The organism is Legionella sainthelensi, assembly GCF_900637685.1.
In the GTDB taxonomy this organism is placed as follows: domain Bacteria; phylum Pseudomonadota; class Gammaproteobacteria; order Legionellales; family Legionellaceae; genus Legionella; species Legionella sainthelensi.
Window position 1 is genome coordinate 1,277,993 of record NZ_LR134388.1, and the last position, 21,999, is coordinate 1,299,991.

Genomic DNA, 21,999 nt, shown 5'->3' on the forward strand with positions numbered 1-21,999 from the left:
GTACTACTTGATATAGATAACCCAGTTCGCCCGCATTTTCTTTAGAACCGCGGGCGATATTATTCAATTTTCAAATAATTAAGATCATCCCTAATTCACAATAAATAATTTATCAGTTATTTTAAGATTAAATTTGAAGAATTAAATAATTCCTCCTATTCTAAAAAGAGTTTTTAGTTATTCATTTTATGCCAAGGAATGCAGATGAACATTTTAAAAACCCAAGTGTTAAAAGGGCCCAATTATTGGTCAAACTCCAGAAAAGAACTTATTGTTATCAAGCTGGATCTCGGAAAATATGAGGAATTACCTACCAATCTCTTAGTTGGCTTTCAGGAGCGCTTGACTCGTTATTTACCCAGCTTATTAAGTCATCGCTGCTCCTTGGGATTTGAAGGTGGATTTTTAAAAAGAGTTGAAGAAGGAACTTGGTTAGGACATGTTATCGAGCATGTTGCATTAGAATTGCAATGTCTCGCAGGTATGGATTGTGGATTTGGTAGAACTTATGGAACCCAGGAGTATGGAGTTTATAATGTACTGTTTGCCTATCAGATAGAAGAGGCTGGTTTATATGCAGGGATTGCTGCTGTGGAGTTCATTAGCGCACTAGCGGAAGGTCAGGAATATTCTTTAGATGGAGTGATTGCTCGTTTAAAAGAAATTTTCAGGGAGCAAGGTCTAGGGCCTAGTACTCGAGCAATTATTGCGGAAGCACAAAGCAGAAAAATACCTTATAGGCGTTATGAATATACTTCCTTAATTACATTAGGATATGGTCGCAATCAAAAAAAAATTTGGGCATCCGTATCTTCTAAGACAAGTTCTATTGGTGTTGATATTGCCGCAGATAAAGACCTGACGAAGCAGATTCTTAAGGCAAATTTTATTCCAATTCCCGAAGGTTTGATGATTGAATCTGCAGAGGAACTCGATGCAGCAATCAAACAATTAGGATTTCCTTTAGTGATTAAACCATTTAATGGTAATCATGGAAAAGGAGTGATGACTCATATTACTGATAAGCAAAAAGCCCATATTGGTTTTAAGTTAGCAAAAAAAATTTCAAATCAAATCATTACAGAACGATTTATTTCAGGCGACGATTATCGGTTTTTGGTGATTAATTATAAAGTAGTTGCAGTAGCAAAGCGTACTCCAGCTCACGTGGTGGGTGATGGGGAACTTTCAATAAACCAACTTATTCAGCAGGTCAATAACGATCCTAATCGAGGTGAGTCTCATGAAAATACTTTAACTTCAATTAAAGTAGATGAAGCAACTCTTTCTATTTTAAATGAAAATAATTTGAGTTTAGAAAGTATTTTACCCAAAAATCAAATTCTTTATTTAAAAGAAGCTGCAAATTTAAGCACAGGGGGAACAGCCAGAGATGTTACTGATGAAGTTCATCCTTTTAACGTACATCTTGCCGAGCGTGTAGCTCGTCTTATGAACTTGGATATTTGTGGAATAGATATTATTTCAAAGGACATTAGCATCCCTTTAAATGAAAATAATGGTGCAGTGATTGAGGTTAATGCAGGGCCTGGGTTACGTATGCACTTATCACCTAATGAAGGAAAACCACGAAATGTTGCCAAACCTATTCTTGATATGCTCTACCCTTCCCATTTAAGTGCAAGAATTCCAATCGTCGCCGTTACTGGTACTAATGGAAAAACAACGGTTGTTCGCTTGATTGCTCATTTTGCACGTTACACAAATCATCATGTAGGATTTACTACAACCGATGGAGTTTATTTGAATAATAAACTGATTCATGGTGGGGATTGCAGCGGTCCTAATAGTGCACAAGTCGTTTTATATGATCCTGAAGTTGATTTTGCTGTATTAGAATGCGCTCGAGGTGGAATTTTGCGTTCGGGTTTGGGGTTTGATGAGTGTGATATTAGCATTATTACCAATATCAGTGGTGATCATTTGGGATTAAATGACATCCATACACTTGAGGATCTTGCTCAAGTCAAAGCAGTTGTTGCTCATAGTACTAAAAAGTCTGGGTATGCCATTTTAAATGCAGACGATAATTTAACTTATGATTTAAAAAACGATTTTGATTGTAATATTGCTTTATTTAGTCTCTATGAAAGCCCTCGTATTAGAAAGCATTGTAGGGAGGGAGGATTAGCGGCATATGTGGACCAGGGTCGGCTCGTGGTGCAAAGAGGCTCGGAACGAACCTTTTTATCGAATATTAAATCAATACCTCTAAGTTTTCATGGAGCGGCTACCAGCATGATAGCCAATATATTGGCTGCTACTTTAGCTGGAGTGATTAGTCAGTTTTCGTTTGAGAAAATAAAAGAAGCGTTACATGTTTTTTATCCTACATTTGAAAATTTACCGGGACGTATGAACCTTTTTAAATTTCCTCATTGCCAGGTTATGGTTGATTATGCACATAACGAAGGTGCTTTTTGTGAGTTAAAAAATTATCTTGAATCGGTGTATTGTGCTAAAAAAATAGGGATTATTGGTGCAGTTGGTGATCGGCGTGATGAAGATATAGAAAAATTAGGTTTCCATGCTGCCTCTATGTTTGATGAGATCGTGATCCGACATGATAAAGATGGAAGAGGAAGAACTCATAATGAAATTAATCGTCTTCTTGTTTCTGGAATTCTTCGCTCTGAATTTAAACCTTCATTAAATATTATTTCAGATGAGCTGGCAGCTCTTGAGCATGTATTAGAAGTTGCGGATGTGAATTCTTTTATCTTTTGTGCCATTGAAGATGTATTTGAAACAGTTCATTTTTTAAAGCAAAAGGAAAAACAATTTAAGTCGGTCAGCGAGGTTTATAATGGTACCCAAGGCTAAGTTACTGATTATCGGCGGCGCAGAGGATAAAGGTAATGGCCCATCCACCGATACGGAACAAAAAAAAGAGTTTACTCGCTATGAAATTCTAAGTGAATTATTACCTCCGTCGAATAAGAAAATAGAAATTATTACGACAGGCTCAGAAATTCAGGAGGAAGTGAAAAAGGTTTATCAAAATGTTTTTCAAAATATGGGTTATAACAATATAGGTTTTATTCCCATTAAGAACAGAAGCGAAGCGCGTAATAACGAGTATTTAAAACGAGCTGAAAATGCGGGCGCCTTTTTTTTTACGGGGGGCGATCAATTTCGTTTATCGACCATACTTGGTGGTACACCCATTGTTGATATTATTAAAGAACGATACGTAGAAGATAGTGACTTCATTATCGCAGGAACAAGTGCTGGGGCTATGGTAATGGCCTCGGTAATGATTACGGGTGGAGGATTATCTGAAGCATTAAGATATCGCAATTTATTAACTTCCTCGGGTTTAGGAATTTTGCAGTCGTGTATTATTGATACCCATTTTATAAAACGCGGGCGCTTCAGTCGTCTTGCACATGCAATTATTATGAATCCAGAACAACTAGGAATTGGTTTAGGAGAAGATACGGCCTTAGTGATACGTAATGGAGCAGAAGCAGAATGTTATGGTTCAGGTATGGTGGTGATTATTGATGGAAGAAATATAGATCAAACTAATATTACTGATGTTGAAGAGGGCGAGGCGGTGTTTGTTGAAAATTTAATAGTGCACCTTTTAGTTAAGGGATGTCAATTTTCAATTGCAGATCGAACCCTTGCAAATCCAGCAATCCCCATAAAAAATTCAAATTTGGGATCAAAGCATGAATAAAATTGCAATTGCGGTACATGGTGGTGCCAGTGAAAACTACCCTTTCTTACAAAAATATCAGAAAGACGTTGAACGAGGATTGATTGAATCAGTAGAAAAAGGCTATGCCGTGCTTCATCAAGGAGGAATGGCTTTAGACGCTGTTGAGGAGGCTGTGAAAGTTCTTGAAAATAATTCATTATTTAATGCGGGAAAAGGTTCTGCATTAAATTGTCAGGGTGACGTTGAAATGGATGCATCTATTATGAGTGGTGCTAGGTTACAGGCCGGAGCCGTTTCTATGGTGCGTACCGTTAAAAACCCAATACATCTTGCTCGTTTAGTGATGGAACATACAAATCACGTTTTTCTTTCTGGATATGGTGCTTTAGAAATTGCAAAAAAATATAATCTTGAACTTGAAAATGAGTCTTATTTCATAACCCCTCATCAATATGAAATGTTTCAAAGGCTCAATGAATTAGAGACAAGGGAAGTAATCCACAATAAGAAAATGACTGGAACTGTAGGTGCCGTAGCTTTGGATTTGCATGGAAATCTTGCTGCTGGAACTTCTACGGGAGGAACAAGTAATTGCCTTCCTGGAAGAATAGGAGATAGTTGTGTTATTGGTGCAGGTTGTTATGCCAATAATAATACATGTGCGGTTTCTGGAACTGGCGAAGGAGAGTATTTAATAAGAAATGTGGTAGGTCATACTATATCCATGATGGTTGAATTTAATATGCCCTTGCAACAAGCTTGTGATTATGTAATTCATGAACGAAACAAAGAATTAAATGGGGAGATGGGGGTTATTGCGCTTAATCGAAGTGGTAATTTTGGTATTTCATTTAACACAGAGATTATGAAAAGAGCTTGGAAAAGTTCCGAGCAAACAATTCAGGTTAAAATTTTTGATTAATGTAACCAAATACCCCCATTTTCCACAAAGCAGAAGAGTTCTCAATAAGCGTTTACATTACAGCATTAACTTAAGGAAAATTGATTCCTATTCTTCTTTAACCCGGATTAGACGAAGTCGTAATTTGGAGGGAGGGCGGCAAAAAAACGGATTACTACTATGTCTGATCCGGGCTACAGGTACTAATTTCTTCCCCCTGCAAAATAGAGTTTAACGCTTCAAATAAAATTTAAATAAAGTTCCATTACCATATTTTCCACCATATTCACTGATTCCATAAAGAGAATCTTCATGAGTATTTAACGTAATTTTTCTAGGCCATCTCGGTGTGTGCTGTAAGTTTTCATCAAAAATATATAAAATTGAGTAAACAGGTTCATCAGTTAAAGAAATTTTAAAAATATTTGCAGGGTAATGATAATGCTTGCTATCCAACCCGCTTGTTACACCAAAAAGAGTTCGCCCATCTTGGCTCAATATAAGATCAATTGGATGTTGTCCTTGGGTGTTTCTTGTGAAGCGATGTAACACTGTGGTGGGATAATTGGGTTTATTTAATTCGATTTGAAGAACTGAGCCGTAGTTATCTGTCGATGTAGCATATAATTTATTACCGTCCTTGCTCATAAGCAGTGTGTTTAGCTTTGGTTGATCTTGGGAGCAATCAAATGATCTTAATGTTTCAAAGAATTGATTTTCTGATTCGTCCAGGTTGATTCTAAAAAGAGTACCGCAATAATTAGGTTCACTATGACCTATCCCCTAAATTAGTACCACTTCTTTGATGAGATTCATTATCCTATGCCACCTTTCTTGCGTATTCAACAGGAGGCATATAATTTAGAGAGCTATGAGGTCGAACATTATTGTAGTGTTTACGCCATTGTTCAATCTCAAATCGTGCTTCCTCCATTGTTCGAAACCAGTGCTGATTAAGGCATTCATTTCTGAATTTCCCGTTTAAGCTCTCAACAAACGCATTTTGAGTTGGTTTTCCTGGTTGAATAAACCCTAAAGTGACATTCGTTTCTTTGCTCCAGAAAAACATCGCTTTACTAGTAAATTCTGTACCATTATCACAAATCACTTTAATAGGCTTATTTCTTTGCTCAATAAGTTGGTCTAAAAAGCGAGCCACTTGTTTGCCACTGATTGAGGTAGATATTAGCTGGCCAACCATTTCACGAGAATAATCATCCACTACATTCAATATTCGAAATCGTCTCCCATTGCTAAGTTGATCCGATACAAAATCCATCGACCAACGCTGGTTTGGTGCAGAAGGAACTTCCATTGGTTGGCGAGGACGAGTCAGTTTTTTCCTTTTCTTTGTTCGAACTTGAAGTCCCTCCTCAGTGTATAATCGATAAGTATGCTTCTTATTCTGAACCAAGCCTTCAGCTTTAAGTAGTCCATGAAGAATTAAATAACCATAGGCCGGATATTGTGCGGCTAAAACCTTGAGTCGTGTTCTGGCCTTCTCATCCGTACGTGGTTTACATTGATAACGAAATGCTGTGCGGCTTAATCCTGCCAGCTTGCAAGCTACTCGCTCACTCAACTTAAAGAAACATATTAGGTGCTCGATGATCGACTTTCTTGCTGCTGGCTTCACCACTTTTTTGATAATACATCCTTCATTGCCTCTAGCTCCAGGAGCTTATCTGCCAACAGTTTTTTAAGATTAACATTCTCTGATTCAAGCTCACGAAGACGCTTGGCCTCATTCACTTCAAGGCCAGCATACTTACTTCGCCAATTGTAAAATGTGCCTGACGAAATTCCATAGTCTCGACATATCTCTTCGACCTTTATACCTGCTTCATGCGATTTGATTGCTTTTATAATTTGTTCTTCTGTGTAACGCTTTTTCACTTTGAGATCTCCTTTTGGTTTAGTTTATCGGAAATCTCATCTATGTCATGGCATTATTTTTTGGGGATAGGTCAACTAGCATAAGTCGTTATACCATACAAATAGTGTTAATTTTAAAAATATGAAAATCGCTATGAGAATAAAAGGTTAAACCATCATTATTAGTAATCAAATTTGTTCCTGTACGGCCTTCACCATAACTATCAAATGAATAGAGAATCGATAATTGGTTTGAGGAACAATAACCTGAGCTCACCAAAGAAAACAATAAGATGTGCGTACTGGCAATTAAATAGTTTTCATTCTATTCCTTTAGACTTTTAAGTTGCGTTTAGGATAATTTATATTTTTATTATTTACAATAATTCTTAAATCGAAGTATTTATGTTTTCAATTTAAGCAAGTTGATATTAACTTATTAAATTTACTATGGTTTTTAAGAGTATTTATGAATCAGAAAAATAGAACTACAAATGAAGGATAAAGTATTAATGGAGATAGGGTGTTTAAATTGACACGCATAAAAAAGAGCTTAAAGAAGCCCTTTTCGCAGGTGAATTAAAATTTTTATGAGTTTCTCACAGGGGGGGAGGTGGACGGCGTCCCAGCAAACCCATAACAAGAAATACGACAAAGATAACTAGAAATAAGAAGAATAAAATTTTTGCAATTCCTGCAGCAGCTACAGCTATGCCTCCAAAACCAAAAGCTGCAGCAATAATTGCGATAATAAAAAATGTAAGAGCCCAACCTAACATGATAACCTCCTTGTACTTATTGCTGTAAAGTTATCGTAACCGTTCGTGGCCCATGCGATGAAAGTCTGTATTTGGTGCAACCTGATAATTTGCCTTTCATCAAGGTTTAAGTATACCCTTTGAACAGATACAAGTTATTCCTTCCTATATTATAGATCATTAATTAACCATTTTTTTGAATGAGCAATTGGTTGTAGGATACTTTGTTCTTTTATGATGCGAGTATGTCCATGCGAAACAGTGCTTTAATGAGAGGCTGATGACAACACAGCGCGAGTATTAATTAACAATATCCCTCGTAAAAGTTTCAAATATCGTTGTTCTCTGATACAAGCTTATCATTCAACGATTAATACATCATGGCAATGATGAGTAAACCTATAGCGACAAAACCAATTATGACGAGGCTGGAATTACCTCCTGGGACCAAATGGCTATCGGTGCTTACCAGGTATTGACGCCCTTTCCAGGCCATAACTGCGGGAAGTAACAGTAATAAGATAACACAGCAAATTCCAGCGTAGCTTAAAGCATGGAGGTAAATCCCTGGATTAAGTAAAACTACTGCCAAAGGAGGGAGGAACGTTAATGCCAAGGTATATTTTCCTTGATGGCCTGATTTTTTAAGCTTTAATCCATCTGCTAGAAAATCAAATAAACCTATAGAAACACCTAGAAATGCAGTGAGCATGCAAATAGAAGTAAAAAATCCAAAAAAACCACTTATCCATTGATTTTGAACGGATTGACTCAACGCTTCAGTTAAACCACTTGTCGCGTGATCTGAACTCATAAGCGCAATTAATCCATTATCTCCTTCTCGTGCCACTACACCCATAATGACCGCATCCCAAATAATGTAGCAGAATAGGGGGATGAGAGAACCAAGGAGAATGACTTTTCTTAAACTATGAATATCATCTCCAAAGTAATCTCTTAAGCTAGGTATTATGGTTGCATAACCAAAAGAAGTAATAAGAATCATTAAAGTACCAGCAAAAGCACGTACAGATCCCCCCGTCAATCCGAGAGTTGATGTATGTGGACTGATAATCGCAACTAACAAAATATAAATACCTAACTTCCCAAACATTAAACCTCGGTTAACATAATCGACCGAACGGATACCGTTATAAACGATTAAACTGAATAAAAAGGTAAAGAGTATTGCTGTGACGCTGTTAGGTAAATTAATGTTTATTTTATGCAATAAACTATTGAATACATCACTTCCGCCTGAAATATAAGCAGAGAGCAGGGTGTACAGTAAGAATAAATAAGTAATCCAGGCTATAATCTGTCCTGGTAAACCTAATGTAGATTTAGCCATGGAAATCATATTACTTCCTGCAGGAAGGCGCAGATTAACTTCCAACATTAATAATGCCCCTGCTGTCATAACAAACCAACATAAAAATAGGAAAAAAATTGAATTACTAAAGCCTACTTCTGCTGTGGATACAGGTAATGCCAGCATACCTCCACCAATTGAAGTCCCTACTATAAGTAATATTCCACCTATTAGCTTTGAATGGTTCATAAGAAGTAATCCAAAAAACAGCTCAAAAATAATTCAATATGATACAATATTATTCATTTTGAGTCAATTGCATCATGACCAAGTACAATCAAGTAGTGTAGGCTGAAAATGATAGGGAGGATTGAGGTATATGCCCTCAATCCTCGAGATTTTGTACGTTTAGCCTATTAATTTCCAAAGTTCATGCACCAATAGCCCAACTGAAATAGCAATGACACCAATCTGAGTCAATTTACCACCAGGTACACGAAAAGCAGGGCTATAGTATTTTCTACCAAAATAGCACATAAGAGCGGGTAAAAATAGTAGCAAAATGATGCAGAAAATTCCCGCATAACCTAAAGCATGAATGTATGCGCCGGGATAATAAATGACAATTAGTAATGGTGGTGTAAAAGTGAGTAAAAATAATCCTAAACCATGAGTCCCTTGTTCACGTAATTTCAAACCATCGGCAAGAAAACTATATAAGCATAGGGACACTCCCAGGAACGCAGTTAACATACAAATGGAGGTGAAAAAATTAAATAGGGCACTAATAGTTGTGTTTTGTACTTTATTTGAGAGCATACTGGCTAAGGCGCTCGTAGTATGCGGATTGCTCATCAGGCTTTCTAGATTTTGGCTGCCTTCGGAGGGAAGAGCACCCATAATGACGGCATCCCATGCTAGATAGCAAAATAACGGAATTAATGAACCAATAAAGATTACTTTTTTTAGTTGCTTAATATCATCATCGAAATAATCTCTTAAATTGGGAACAATAATGGCAAATCCAAAGGAGGTAATCAAAATCATGATCGATCCTCCAATGTAACCCATATCACCATGGTGAAGATGCTCTATTTCTATATGAGGTGCAATTAGCACTATTAACAAAAAATAAACAGCTAATTTGCCAAACATTAGGCCACGATTTACATAATCTACATAGTAAATACCGCCATAGACTACAAGTCCAAAAATGAGTGTGAATAAAAAGCTTGCTTGCCAGTCTTTTAAGTGCAATCCCACTTTAAAAAGAAGGCTGTTTAATACATCAGCTCCACCAGAAATGTAAGCTGATAATAAGGTATAAAGTAAGAATAGATAGCTTACCCAGGCAATGAGCAAGCCAAAGTTACCTAAAGTAGCTTGTGCCATGGAAACCATATGTTTTCCTCGAGGCAAATAAAGATTTGCCTCAAGAATAAAAAAAGCGCCTAAGGTCATAAAAACCCAGCACAGAAACAAAAAAATAGAGGACTGCCAAAAACCAGTCGCGGCATTAGCAACAGGCAACGCAAGCATTCCGCCCCCAATGGACGTCCCAACAATTAAAAGAATTCCTCCAATAAATCTTGATGTACGCATTAAATCGCCTTACTTGGTTGCATAAATCTTAGGTGGTGGTACCGGCGCAGGACACGTTGCGCATCTTTTAGTTCCTAAACTGCTGAACCATTGAATTTCAATGCGTCTATTAAATGCACTACCATGAATGAGTTTGTTATCACCCACATCATTTTTATCACCATAACCTTCTGCTTTAAGCAGTTGCGCGGGGATATTATTTGCCCATAAAAAGGTAAGCATTGTTTCTGCCTGTGCTTGAGATAATGATTTTTTATGATATCTAGTACCTACATCATCTGTAAATCCTGCTACATAGACTGGGCTAACCGGATAAAATTTCAATAGTCTTACGATGTTAATCAAACCAGGATAACAAATTTCATTAAGGCGTGGACTTTCAAACATAAAATATTTATCAACGGGTACAATAAGGGTCATGGTATCGCCATATTGCACAAACTGAATATTTTCATTATTTAATTCTTTAATGATACTGCGGCTACTCGTTTTGTTAAAACCTACAACGGCTCCAGCCACCCCTCCAGCTGCAGTGCCTACAAGTGCTCCGGCTACTGTACCTGTAGTCGCAGCCCCCACTGCAGTGCCAACGACTGCCCCGGTCACAACTCTTTTAGGCATAGGATGTACTGGTTTGAAATTGTTATAGGGTGGATGAACACAACTACTAAGTAAACATGTAATAAAACCACAATATAAAATTTTTCTTTTAGTTATTTTGAGTGACATCTTCACTCCCTTGTTCTGTGATTTAATCATTATTAAACATCTGATTAAATTTCGCAATTGTAACTTCTTAATCTATAAAGTATATAAATGAGCATACGCAAAGAGTTAAGGTATATCTACAATACTCTGGATAAAGAAAACTTATCTTTTGACCCAGATCAACAATAACTGCCTTTATAGCGAATGTTTACTCACATGAACTTTTTTCTGTAAAGTATTTCCCTGGCGAAAGTGGTGGATGTCCAATCGATAAGGGAATCAGCCCTGAATAAAAACAGCGCGATATAAAAAATCATTTTCGTTTATATCGCGTCACGTTATTTTAACAACATATGTTTTCTAGTTCGTTTATTTCCTCATTAATCGGGCTAATTACTTCTCGTTCTTGGGGTATTGGCCTAAAAAATGAAACCAGGCTTGCTTCGTGAGTATGTTCGGTGTCATGCCTACTCAATGATTTAAATTCACTAAAACATGAAAGCGCTTTATATGCGGCTGCAAGCATTGCACCAACAATGGTTATTGACACCGCAATACCAAGAACAGGTTGGATAACAAGTACAGGTAAAGCAATTCCAAAAATCCCCATATACAAAGAAAATGCAGTCGCGGACCAAAATAATAGTTCACATGCTTTAGTAAGATTGCTGAATAAGACATTAACTTTTCTAGACTGGCTTGTGTTTATCAATGCATCCATCGCTGCTTTGGGGGGCATTTCCTTATTTTTTACCTTAGTGAGTAATGCAACAAAAGATTCATAACTTTTTGCAATTGCTTCAACAGTTTTTGCTGAAGTTGCTTTAGTGTAAGAGAGATTATAATAATCTTGGACTGCTTTTATCTGTTGCTTAATTTGGTCGTCTAGTTCTTTTTCAGTGGCGAAAAGTGCGAATAATTGGTCGTCACAAGTGCTTAAACGTTGTTCTAATATTCTATGATTATAAGGCATGATTCATCTCTTATTATAATTATTTAGGAAAACATGTAATTAAAACCATTTCAATTAATAAACTAAAGTGTATTCGGGATAGTCTATTCTTCTTCCTGCATCCCGCAACTTGTTCGCGAGATCCAAACTCCCCTCACCATCGTGGCTCCCGCGATGCGTTTGGGACGTTGATTGGAGTAATAGCAGCGCTTCCCAGCACGAGTGGAAGTCAGAGAGACTCTGATTCTAATAAAATCCTTACTATAACTCATGCTAAATTAACGTCTTATAACATAATTTACATAGAAAAATCATGATATTTTTATTTATTTAATTATGAGTGAAGCTGTTTGATTAAAGGAAGAGAATCTATTCATTGTCTTGAATACGACATAAATTTTGAAAGTCGCATTGCTGACAAATGTTTGGATGAGCGGGTTGTGGTGGGCAATATCCCTGTTGAAATTCCATTGCTAAATGAGTTAATTGTTTTTGCCACGTTTTTCGGCATTCAGCCCATGTCTCATCTTTTTTAATGAAGTAATTCCATGAATAGTCTGTTTTTCTTCACTAAGGCCCGCACAGCATATTTTTCCTGATTTTAACTGCATCAGTAAAAAGGTATTAATTTGATCATCAAGTAGCGCGTAAAGAAGTAACTGGGGTTCTTTCGGCCGCTCTTCATGCCAGGGTCTACTCGCTGGAAGGGTGCTCTTATAATCAATAACCCATTTTTTATCTGCTACTTGATCCAAACGATCGATTCGTACTTGAATATCAAGCCCGGCTAAATTAATGGAATAAGAGTGCTCTAATGCTGCGATTGTGAATGGGGTTCGTTGTTTTTCCCATTCGAGATAGATGTGTATCAGGCGTTTTAGCCGTGTACTTTCAACTTCTTGAACTGGCGCACAGAGGAAATTAGTACTTTGATTCAGATGACTTAAAGCGGTATGAATTGCCTTATCTATGTATTCATCTAAAATCTGGGGCGCTAACTGCTGGAGTTTCTCTTGGGTCTCCAATGCTTGCCATAATAACTCCATCACTTTGTGAATTATCTTTCCTCTTTCCTTATGATTCAAACCATCAGTTGTTTGCAAAGGTGCTTTGGCACGCAGGCGGTGTTCCGCAAACGCTTTAAAAGGGCATTTTGCTTGGTTTGCCAAAATTGCGGTACCTCCCGTGATACGTTCTTCTGGTGATACGGGTAGGGAAAATTGTTCCTCTACAGTTACATATTGAGGTTTATATATCGAGTTAGGTACAGGTAATAAGTTAAAATGGGGAAATTTGGTTATTAAGGAGCAAGGTAAATTAGGATTATCACCTTGTAACTGTGCAAAACTAAATACTACAGAATCAGCACTTCTTTGTAGTCTCTGGAGTATTTGACGCGCAAATTGCAGTTCACGTTCGGGCAAGCTATGAGGCATACGGAGTTCCCGTTGTAAATATGAAGGAACAAAAGCAGATAAATGAACCTTTTGTGGCAAACATTGATCAGTTAACCCCATAACCCAGAGACTATCAAATTCGCACCCAGATGCCTCCAAAAGACCAGAAACTTGGATTGGCGCGTTGTTTTTTTGTGCTTGAAAAATGGTATGTTGGGCCAAATGGTATAATGCTTCAAGGGCTTCAGTCTTAGTCAAATAAGAGTTGAACACTGCCAGTTGCCTCAACTCATCAAAAAGGGTGATAAAACGATTAAGACATTGATAATTTTCTGAATTAAGTCCATAGCCACCGGGAAACCCTAACGTCTTTAAGCGATCTTGAAACAGGCTTGCCCATTCTTGAGGGGTAGCCATTGGCGGATAGGGGATTAGAAGACTTAATAATTTAGATAGTTTCGGGGTATAAAAATGAAGTTCCTCTATAAAATCTTTTAATAAAACTAATTGCTTTTCGAGTAGATTGCTCTCTTGCAGATATTCAGTTCGCTCAATAAACTCTTCTTTAGAATAACCAAGATAAGGAGATTGGAGAAGCAGGCTTGCTTGGTGCTGAGTTAATGTAAAATCATCTAAATTGAGCCAACACAAGGCATGTGCAACTAAGGGAAAATCACTTAAAGGTTGGCCTAAAGAAACATTGAAGAACGTTGAATCAAAATGATGAGCTAACATCCTTTGTAATAAATTTGATTCTTTTTCTAAATTAGGTACGACTACGCCTATACGATGATGACCTTCTTGTATTTTTAAATGCAGCCATAACATTAATTGTTGATATTCTTCTTTATCATCCTGAGCTGCCAGCATTTCAATTTTAGAAGATTTTTCTTTCAAATCATATCGGTATTGGGTAATTCCTTGATTGATTAGCTGTTCTTGCAAGTGCAATTGCTGAGGAGTAAAGTCATCAAAACATACCCAAATAATCGAATCAGAAAACAGCGGGTATTGGGCATTAAGTAGGTGGGGGATTAATTGATGTTCCGTAGTCAAATGTTGCTGTTTTAATTGTTTCTCAAACTCTAGCCACCATTGCTGAAATTGATGTGTTTGCTGAGTATAGAGAAATTTTGGATTTTCGGGGTTGATTTGCCATTGTTGGCAATGCTCCCAGGCAGTGATAATCGATTTGAGTAAGCCTTCGCTGTAGGTTATGGATGGTTCAGATTTGATGATCTTACGCCATAAATACTGGCACTGGGTATCACTTAATAATATAGGATAAGAGCCATTTGCATGAATAAAATTAAGTTGCTCATAGGCTTTGATTAGTGCAGTTCGATAAGGCATGCATTTGGGTTTATCTACAGTCTGGGTATTACAATGAGCAAAATATTGTTGAATTATTGATTCATTCAATCGGTTATTAGGTGTGAGGACAGTTGCTCCTTGAGCTAAAAGAAAAAAAAGTTGATCTTTATTGCTGAAATTATGGAGGAGCATAAATATCCAAAAATAAGGTAAGAACCCAACCCCATTCAGTAAACGGCCGTATTTGGCTCATCTTGCGAGAAATTGTGTAAACCAATACTCACTGACATGCTGCTCTGGTTTGTCAAAATTTTCTCACAACCTGAGCTCAAGATAACCATTTGTGCCAAATTCAACAGAGGTAGCTGGGCTATTACAAAATAAGATTATCTTAAATGTGCATTGGCTGATAATCGCTACAAGTGTTCTTATGAGATCTGAAAATGTGAATTTTATATTGTTGTTACTTACTTACTCAACATGATGATAGTCGTCAGATGTAGGAGTACACTTTCATAGATGCCTCATTTTAGATTATTTTACTGAAGTTTTTTTCCGTTGCATAGTACGCTTTTTTGGGGTGGGCTTTGCTTTGACTTTGTCTAATTCTCCTATATATCGCGGTAAACGGTGACTTCGGCGTTTATCTGTATGCAAGATTTGATAGACGAACAGGCCGCGTAAATACATAGAAGCAACGCCTGCTGCAATGGCAAGTAAAAATCCGAACAAAATATAGCTGTGGCCTAATACTGACAGATAAGAAAGAAAAAGATCCTGAAAGTTGGTTATTTTGAATATTGGCCTTTCTGATTCTTCGATGAAGTACATCAAGCCCAGATCAAAAAAAGGTAAGGAAAGAAGAACCATGACGAAACCTAACATAAAGGTTTTAAGTTTATAAGGTTTAGGGCAATGAACGATAAGTTCACCAAATATTGCTCCAGTGATTGCAGCAACAATTACTCCTAGGACTATTGATTGGAAAAGAGGAACAATTTCCATAATATCCAGTGAGGTAAGCAATACGTCTATCAGTATGGTGCCGACAACAGAGAGCAATCCATAGTAAACAGCGGCGAGTAAACGCGGATTCGAAATAGTAAGTGCGGGATCTTCGTTTTTCATTTGAGCACTCCATAGCTACGCCTATATATGTATCATTTTAGTATAATTTTAAACTCTAGAATGTTTTTTTTATTTTTAGCAGTTTTTATTTTGAATAACTTAGGCAAATTGTGTTTATGCAAAGTATTTCAGGTGTATCAAAATAATAATTTGTATATACTAAGGTGTGTTGACAATTTATTTAAGTGACCTGGATCTTGCGGTCTATGCCTAAGAGATCTCTTGCAAATTTAAACATTGGGAGCCAGTCGCTACTTAGAATTGTTCAGTCTGAGGAAGGGCGAAAGCCTTATCTCTAAGGCTTCGAGACCGATTCTCGAGCATCCTCAGTCCGAATGTTGCAAGAAACGAATGGCTCAAAAGCATTTCTAGTTTAAATTTTTTGAAGAACGCTCAAGGTTTATGCCTAAGATTAAGAGGATTTACCTAATAAACATCGTTATTATTTTAAAATGGTCGAAGTGAATGGTCATTAATGAAAGCGGACAAACGATGCAGATGTCAACGATACTTAATGAAAATAATTATAGATTGTGAATATGCAAAGACTTGGTCATTTTATTTTAAAACTATTTGGTTGGAAGATTGTAGGTGAACTACCTAAAGATAAAAAGTATCTGGTTGTTGTCGCTCCTCATACCAGTAATTGGGACTTCGCAGTTGGTTTATTTGCGCGCTTCGAACTAGGAGTTAAGATTCACTTTTTAGCTAAAAATCAGCTTTTCTTTTTTCCTTTAGGCCTGCTCTTAAGAGTATTAGGGGGAGCGCCTGTTGATCGCTCCAAAAAAAATAAGACGGTTGACCAAGTGGTTGAATTATTTCGTTCTCGTGATTCGTTTAAGTTAGCAATTACTCCAGAGGGTACTCGTAGTCCAGTTACTCGTTGGAAAGAGGGATTTTATCATATTGCATGCCAAGCAAAACTACCTATAGTTATGGTGGGTCCTGATTATGCAACTAAAGAACTTCGAATTCATGAAGCATTTCTTCCATCAGGCGATATTAACAAGGATTTTCCGCTCATTCTAGATTTTTTAGAACGATAAAAGGGCGTTATTCCAAGGAAATTCCCGAGTATCATCCTAAAAAATAAGCAGGGACTAGATGCTAGAACCTTGACGGAATATTATTGGGACGTGTATCTTCCATATCTATACTTGAACTACTTTTAAATTTACTGTTAAACGTTTTTTCAGCTTTTGCTTCAGCAGCAAGTCGAAAAGCATCAGTAAATAGTTCCGAGTTGAATTGACTGCAGCGATCTTTAATTTCTGCTATGGTATTTAATCCCAAGGCATTACTCAGCATTAATCCTCGCCCAAAATAGGCATTGTGAATTTCTCTCTCAGATGTTGATTCCAACAATTCCGCCAAATGAAGTTGCTCCCAGCATGATTTATAACATTCAATACTTTCTCTCTTAAGATTTAAACGCTGATAAAATCCTGCAAGATAAAAATAGGTATTGGCGAGTAACAAACAGCCTGGTGTTTGGTGTTGTTGTAATTGAGAATTTATCTGAATCAGAAAGTCGTACAAAGTATTTACATTTTCGAGTTTGAGATTATTCTTACAATTCATAATGAGATGGGTCAAAAGTTCCTGAGCAGCATAAAAGCAATTAAACTGTAGCAGAGAAATAATAAGATAATCATTATACTTATTATTGTTTTTAATTTTGGTTTCTTTTAAAGCTGCTAAATATAAAACATAGCCACAATAGAAATCAGCCTTTGATTGTGATTCCGGGTTTCTGAATTGAAAAGCATGATCATTTTCTAATCGTAGTTTATTAAACTTGTTGACCCAGAATGGTTCCAGCTCAGGACACTCAAGTTGCTGTTTGAGGGTGTTGCTGCCAGTAACTTTAAACATTACTAGGTCAATTGGTTTTAACTTATAAAGTAACAGAGTCACTTCATCGGTAATACCATCTTCACAAATTAAATCTTCAATATCTCTCATAGAGCCAGGCATAAATTTTCCTTTTCCTGTATTAAAATACTATTATTGATTTTTTAAGTTTATTATTTTCTTCTTCAATTTCCAATTTACTGCGGCGAGAGCCAAAAAAACCAAGCTCAGGACATGACTTTGATAAATAAAGGCGCTCTGGGAGAATCGTGGCCAGCTCTCCTAAATTATTCGTTTGTGCTAAGAGTGGTTCCTCTGTCTCAAATAACTCATCGACTTTTTCTTTAATAATTAAATCTTGGAGTCCTACATTTTCTAATAAATGATCTACTGCATTTTTGAGTGTAAATCGTTCAGTTAATAACTTTTGTGCTTCTACTATGGTCTTATAATTCTCTGAATTTATGATATCTTTACTGTATGCTAACTGATTTTCTTCTCGAGCCACAATTGAGTTTAAAATATCTTGTGGATCTCTTGATTCAGGTTGACGCTTATAGGCAGAATCCGGATTTTTGATAAGCCATTTGGGGAGTGGTTCTTTATCATGTTCCTTTATAAAGTCTTTTTCCTTTTTTAATAAACTGAATTTACCGTAACGATACTCGCCAATATCAACGGCATTTCCATACTTGCCCCCTTTAATAAATACATCATCAGTAACTGAACCAAATTTAGTATACACAACGCCAACGTCTAATACACTGATAATTGCTGAGCCATTATTTCTCATACCCATATCATCCATTCGACACACGTATTTGCAACTTTGCTTTAATTGCAGTAACTCATGTGCCTCACACCAGGGATGTATTTCTATGTAAGGATTATTAAGAGTCGCTCCATCTTCCTTAACTTGTCGATTTAATTCCTTGACTAGGTTTTTCCAATAATCTCTACGTTGACTGTTAGTAAATTTACTATCATAGGCTTGTTTTATTTGATAAGTTTCGACAGCAACACTACCAAATCGTTCTTCAACTATTCGTTGCATTAACTCTTGATCTTGTGGATCACCTGCTAGTTTTACAATGGGTATTTGCGGTATTTTTTTCTCAATACTAGATGCATTTTGTTTTACTAGTTGTGCCAATTTTAGGGCCTCTTCGAATCCTTTACCTGGACGAATCGTACCAAAAGATAAGATATTAGGTTTTTTAGCCACTACATCCAAAGGGTGATCAGGGGTTGTGCTTAATTTTTGCGATGCAACGGTTAATCCAGATTTTCCTTTTAAATCATATTTTTTAACGGGATATTTATCTAAAGTATACTCTTCACCAACTTCTCTTATCTTTTTAGCAACGCCAGTAGATTCAGTTGTATTTCTCTTATCACAATCACCATAAGTAGCGGCAATAATGGCGTTATCTCGGTCTGATTCGTTAAAAAATTGCACGCTATCTGCTTGGCGCATTAAGTCATGGGTATATTGTTGTAAATAACGTCGGGTATAATTTTGCTTATACTCATGGATCGTGATATTGACTTTGATCTTTGCTTCTTGAAATTTCTTGATATCTTCCGGAGTAATAAATACACCACAATCTGGTGGACGTATATGAATATCAAGATGAGTGTCCTCTTCAATTGGCTGCATGCTGGCAATCATACTTTTAATCACTTCAGGTTTGATTGGATCGCGTCGGTTTGCTTGATAAGCTAAATGAAATCCTTCGCTTGCGGAAAGAATTCTTTTGCCATAAAAACCACTCAACATTTTATTCGCAGAAAGATAAGGCTCCTGTTGATTTGAAATTAAGTTTTGTAATTCTAAGATTAAATTATCTCTATAGCCGTCATTATTTGCAAAAATATCCTGAATGTTTTCCAGTTTGTTTTTAACGTTTGTATAAGAGCGGATCGCATCTTCAACTGGATTTAATAAGGCCTTAATGAATTTTTCTTGGTCATAGACTTCTTTAAAGCCATCGTTAAAAATAAGTTTAATAAAGGTTAATTTACTTTGTAAGTCTTCATTTTCCTCATTAATTGCTTTAAAGCTATGCTCATATCGTTCAGCTACAGCAAGACGGATCCGGCTAAGCTCTTCTAACTGCGTGATAATTCCTTTAATGGAGCCTTTTAATTCGTCAAATCCATAAAAATTTCTAAATTTTTTATCTCGCTCTAAATCATAAGGCAAATTATTACTGTGAAAGTCATAGGTGTAGTCTTTGATTCCAGTAAATTTATCCGTTAATTTTTCCAATGCTTTTAAATTGACTGGACCTGCAAAATGTTCTTTAAGGGATAAAAAATTATCGAGGGCTTTTATATGTCTCGTTGAAAAGTCTTTGGGGATTAAATGGGCTTCAATATATTCATTTAAAGAACAACGATCTTTAATATTCTCTTTATTTTCATTATATAATTTAATTAAACGCGCTAACTTGCTTTTTGGTTTTTTAATTTTACTTAGCTCGTCATTATTATCTTCTATGGCCTTTTCTAACTTGGTTTTTTTTGTTTTTAAGGAGTTAATTATTTTATCAACGTTTATTTCATCAAGTTGGATGGGTTTTTGGGAGTAAATATCCATTATAGTAAGTGATTGTAAGCTGTTATCATGCTTTACAAGAACTTTTGGGGTTCTGGGACTAACGGTTTTAATATTCACCTCTTGGGCTTCTTCTATTGAAGAAAGAGCTTCTTTTAACTTATAACCGCTAATTAGGGTATTTTCATTGGCAACTGGCTGTAAGACTATCGCACTTGGGATGGTGTCGGCTGGAATAGAAGTAGTGTCGCTCGGAAATGGGATGCTATAGTGTCTTTGGTCTTTTTTTAACCAGGTACAGGGTATGTCATAATTTTCTGCAAAACCTAATTCTAAAGAAGCAGCATATTGTCCATCTCCAGTTTTTGCGTCCTCATCAAATGGTGCTGTTAGTAAATATATTTTTGGCATGATTATTATAATAGATTGTTACGTTGAGAACATATTACGATATGAAGCTTAAAGAGATATTAAGAGACATGGTTTTAGCCAATAAAAAAGCTATTCCATGTCTTTATATAAGAATTTAGATTACATATTTTGTCATTCGTAGCATTTTAAAAGATTGGTCCTTGGAAAGAGCGAAATATTTGGGTTCTATCATTTGGTAACCACAAATCTGATAAAGTTTTGCGCCTGGTAATGTGGCCATCATTTCAAACTTGGTAAATCCATTAGCCAATGCTTGTTGTTCGCAATATTCCAAGAGTTTTTTTCCTAGTCCTTGGCGGGCATAATTGGGGTGAACAAAAAATGCTCTAATTTTGGCATAGTCTTTCTGAGGATCTAAAAATCCCTCCTCACGAGCTTTGCATTGATCACCTCCAAATAAAGTTTTTCGTTTACTCCATCCTCCACATGCAATAAGCACTTCATTTTTTTCAATAACATAATATGTTTGATCGTTAATCAATTCTTTGTCTACACCAAAAATCGCATGAATTGCTCCTTCAATTTCCATATTTGTATAGTCACTAGAGCTTAAAACTCTAGCTGAATGTTCAATAAGTTGATTTAGTTGCGGTATATCATCACTCTGTGCTGGTCTTATCATAATTGCTCTCTTTTTGATCTTATTGATTTGACGAGTAATTTATCACGAAATATAAATAAATAAATTTCTAATTTATTGTGTTTTTATTTCATTTTATAATTAGATATTTAATGGTTTAGGTAATATATGAAAAAGAATAAAGAGGAAAAGCCAACAACTGAACCCGCTAAAGCAGTCTTTTTGGATAAAATTGATCGAAAAATTTTAAATCTACTACAAAAAGACAATCAAATTACGAATCTTTCTTTAGCAGAAAAAGTAGGAATTTCAGCCCCTCCTTGTTTTAGACGTGTAAAACGATTACGGGACGAGGGTATTATTGTTAAAGATGTTTCTTTAGTTGATCCTTTTAAAGCAGGGCGAGGTCTTATTGTGTTTGCTAATATCACCTTGGAGAAACAAAGAGAGGATTTATTAGCTCATTTTGAGCGTAAAATGGCAGAGCAAGAAGAAGTAAAGCAATGCTACTTTGTTTCTGGTGAGACTGATTATTTATTAATCATTCATGTGTCAGATATGAATCATTATAATGAATTTGCACGCCGAGTATTTGCAAATGAAGCGAACATTAAAATGTTTCGCAGTAGTTTTTGTCTGAATCGAACGAAATACAACACCAATATTCAGTTCCCGGAGGATTAATCTTTACCCCCTAAGGCAAAATAACAAAAATGAATACATGTTTTAACGACAATTTACCCTACTCAACTGCATCAAAGTGGTTTTCGCCTCGATGTGCAGTAAAATCAATCCTAATAGGGTTTATAGCAAACTAATCTTCATACGACATTCAAACCATGTAGGAAACTATTCCATATTGGAGAACTGTATTCCAAATTTTCTCTTGCATATAAGCTACTGTTCACTTCACGTTGCTAAGATTTAATTAAGGACAA

Annotated in this window: 16 protein-coding genes and 1 pseudogene; 5 read left to right on the plus strand and 12 right to left on the minus strand. The window is 36.3% G+C overall.

From position 1 onward, the window contains the following. The first annotated feature begins 204 nt into the window (after positions 1-204). The 3 genes from cphA to EL220_RS05775 are packed head-to-tail and all read left to right on the plus strand — an operon-like array spanning position 205 to position 4,610. Positions 205-2,844, plus strand: coding sequence for a cyanophycin synthetase (gene cphA / locus EL220_RS05765; protein WP_027272389.1), 2,640 nt, complete (start codon positions 205-207; stop codon positions 2,842-2,844). After that, positions 2,828-3,706 (plus strand): cyanophycinase, encoded by an 879-nt coding sequence (locus EL220_RS05770; RefSeq protein WP_027272388.1) that lies wholly within the window; start codon positions 2,828-2,830, stop codon positions 3,704-3,706. The genes cphA and EL220_RS05770 overlap by 17 nt, the downstream gene beginning before the upstream one ends. Then, on the plus strand, positions 3,699-4,610 hold the full coding sequence (locus EL220_RS05775; RefSeq protein WP_027272387.1) for an isoaspartyl peptidase/L-asparaginase family protein: 912 nt from the start codon (positions 3,699-3,701) through the stop codon (positions 4,608-4,610). The genes EL220_RS05770 and EL220_RS05775 overlap by 8 nt, the downstream gene beginning before the upstream one ends. 210 nt (positions 4,611-4,820) lie before the next feature. On the opposite strand, the gene EL220_RS05780 is transcribed toward EL220_RS05775, so the two are convergent. From EL220_RS05780 to EL220_RS05820, 9 genes are all read right to left on the minus strand, one after another. Further along, positions 4,821-5,237, minus strand: a complete 417-nt coding sequence (locus EL220_RS05780) for a hypothetical protein (protein WP_027272386.1) — start codon at positions 5,235-5,237, stop codon at positions 4,821-4,823. A 172-nt stretch (positions 5,238-5,409) separates the two neighbouring features. After that, positions 5,410-6,485, minus strand: a protein-coding gene (locus tag EL220_RS05785) for an IS3 family transposase (RefSeq protein ID WP_128130830.1) whose coding sequence is annotated in 2 segments (ribosomal slippage) — positions 5,410-6,236 and positions 6,236-6,485 — 1,077 coding nt in all. Because the reading frame shifts where the segments join, the coding sequence is not laid out codon by codon here. 578 nt (positions 6,486-7,063) lie between these two features. After that, on the minus strand, positions 7,064-7,243 hold the full coding sequence (locus EL220_RS05790) for a DUF1328 family protein (protein ID WP_027271642.1): 180 nt from the start codon (positions 7,241-7,243) through the stop codon (positions 7,064-7,066). A 349-nt stretch (positions 7,244-7,592) separates the two neighbouring features. Continuing rightward, entirely contained in the window at positions 7,593-8,783 is a 1,191-nt protein-coding gene (locus EL220_RS05795; RefSeq protein WP_027271641.1) for an amino acid permease, read from the minus strand. Between the two features lie 159 nt (positions 8,784-8,942). Then, positions 8,943-10,136, minus strand: a complete 1,194-nt coding sequence (locus EL220_RS05800; protein WP_027271640.1) for an amino acid permease — start codon at positions 10,134-10,136, stop codon at positions 8,943-8,945. Between the two features lie 9 nt (positions 10,137-10,145). Continuing rightward, positions 10,146-10,865 carry a C-OmpA-like family protein CmpA gene (gene cmpA, locus EL220_RS05805; protein ID WP_027271639.1) on the minus strand — a complete coding sequence of 240 codons (720 nt, stop codon included), beginning with the start codon at positions 10,863-10,865 and terminating at the stop codon, positions 10,146-10,148. Positions 10,866-11,187: 322 nt separating this feature from the next. After that, positions 11,188-11,817 (minus strand): DUF5638 domain-containing protein, encoded by a 630-nt coding sequence (locus EL220_RS05810; protein ID WP_027271638.1) that lies wholly within the window; start codon positions 11,815-11,817, stop codon positions 11,188-11,190. 461 nt (positions 11,818-12,278) lie between these two features. Next, positions 12,279-14,699 (minus strand): PD-(D/E)XK nuclease family protein, encoded by a 2,421-nt coding sequence (locus EL220_RS05815; RefSeq protein ID WP_414973827.1) that lies wholly within the window; start codon positions 14,697-14,699, stop codon positions 12,279-12,281. 342 nt (positions 14,700-15,041) lie between these two features. Next, positions 15,042-15,635 (minus strand): hypothetical protein, encoded by a 594-nt coding sequence (locus EL220_RS05820; protein ID WP_027271636.1) that lies wholly within the window; start codon positions 15,633-15,635, stop codon positions 15,042-15,044. 539 nt (positions 15,636-16,174) lie between these two features. On the opposite strand from EL220_RS05820, the pseudogene EL220_RS05825 reads away from it, so the two are divergent. After that, positions 16,175-16,728 (plus strand): annotated as a pseudogene (locus EL220_RS05825) (1-acyl-sn-glycerol-3-phosphate acyltransferase). Positions 16,729-16,742: 14 nt separating this feature from the next. Here the strand turns inward: EL220_RS05825 and mesI are convergent. The 3 genes from mesI to EL220_RS05840 form a co-directional block, all read right to left on the minus strand. Then, complete coding sequence (mesI, locus tag EL220_RS05830) at positions 16,743-17,612, minus strand: Dot/Icm T4SS effector metaeffector MesI (protein WP_027271634.1); 870 nt, start codon at positions 17,610-17,612, stop codon at positions 16,743-16,745. A gap of 19 nt (positions 17,613-17,631) precedes the next feature. After that, complete coding sequence (sidI, locus tag EL220_RS05835) at positions 17,632-20,460, minus strand: Dot/Icm T4SS effector Ceg32/SidI (RefSeq protein ID WP_027271633.1); 2,829 nt, start codon at positions 20,458-20,460, stop codon at positions 17,632-17,634. A 115-nt stretch (positions 20,461-20,575) separates the two neighbouring features. Beyond that, entirely contained in the window at positions 20,576-21,103 is a 528-nt protein-coding gene (locus EL220_RS05840; RefSeq protein WP_027271632.1) for a GNAT family N-acetyltransferase, read from the minus strand. 126 nt (positions 21,104-21,229) lie between these two features. On the opposite strand from EL220_RS05840, the gene EL220_RS05845 reads away from it, so the two are divergent. Next, positions 21,230-21,745, plus strand: coding sequence for an Lrp/AsnC family transcriptional regulator (locus EL220_RS05845; RefSeq protein ID WP_027271631.1), 516 nt, complete (start codon positions 21,230-21,232; stop codon positions 21,743-21,745). Positions 21,746-21,999 lie beyond the last annotated feature (254 nt).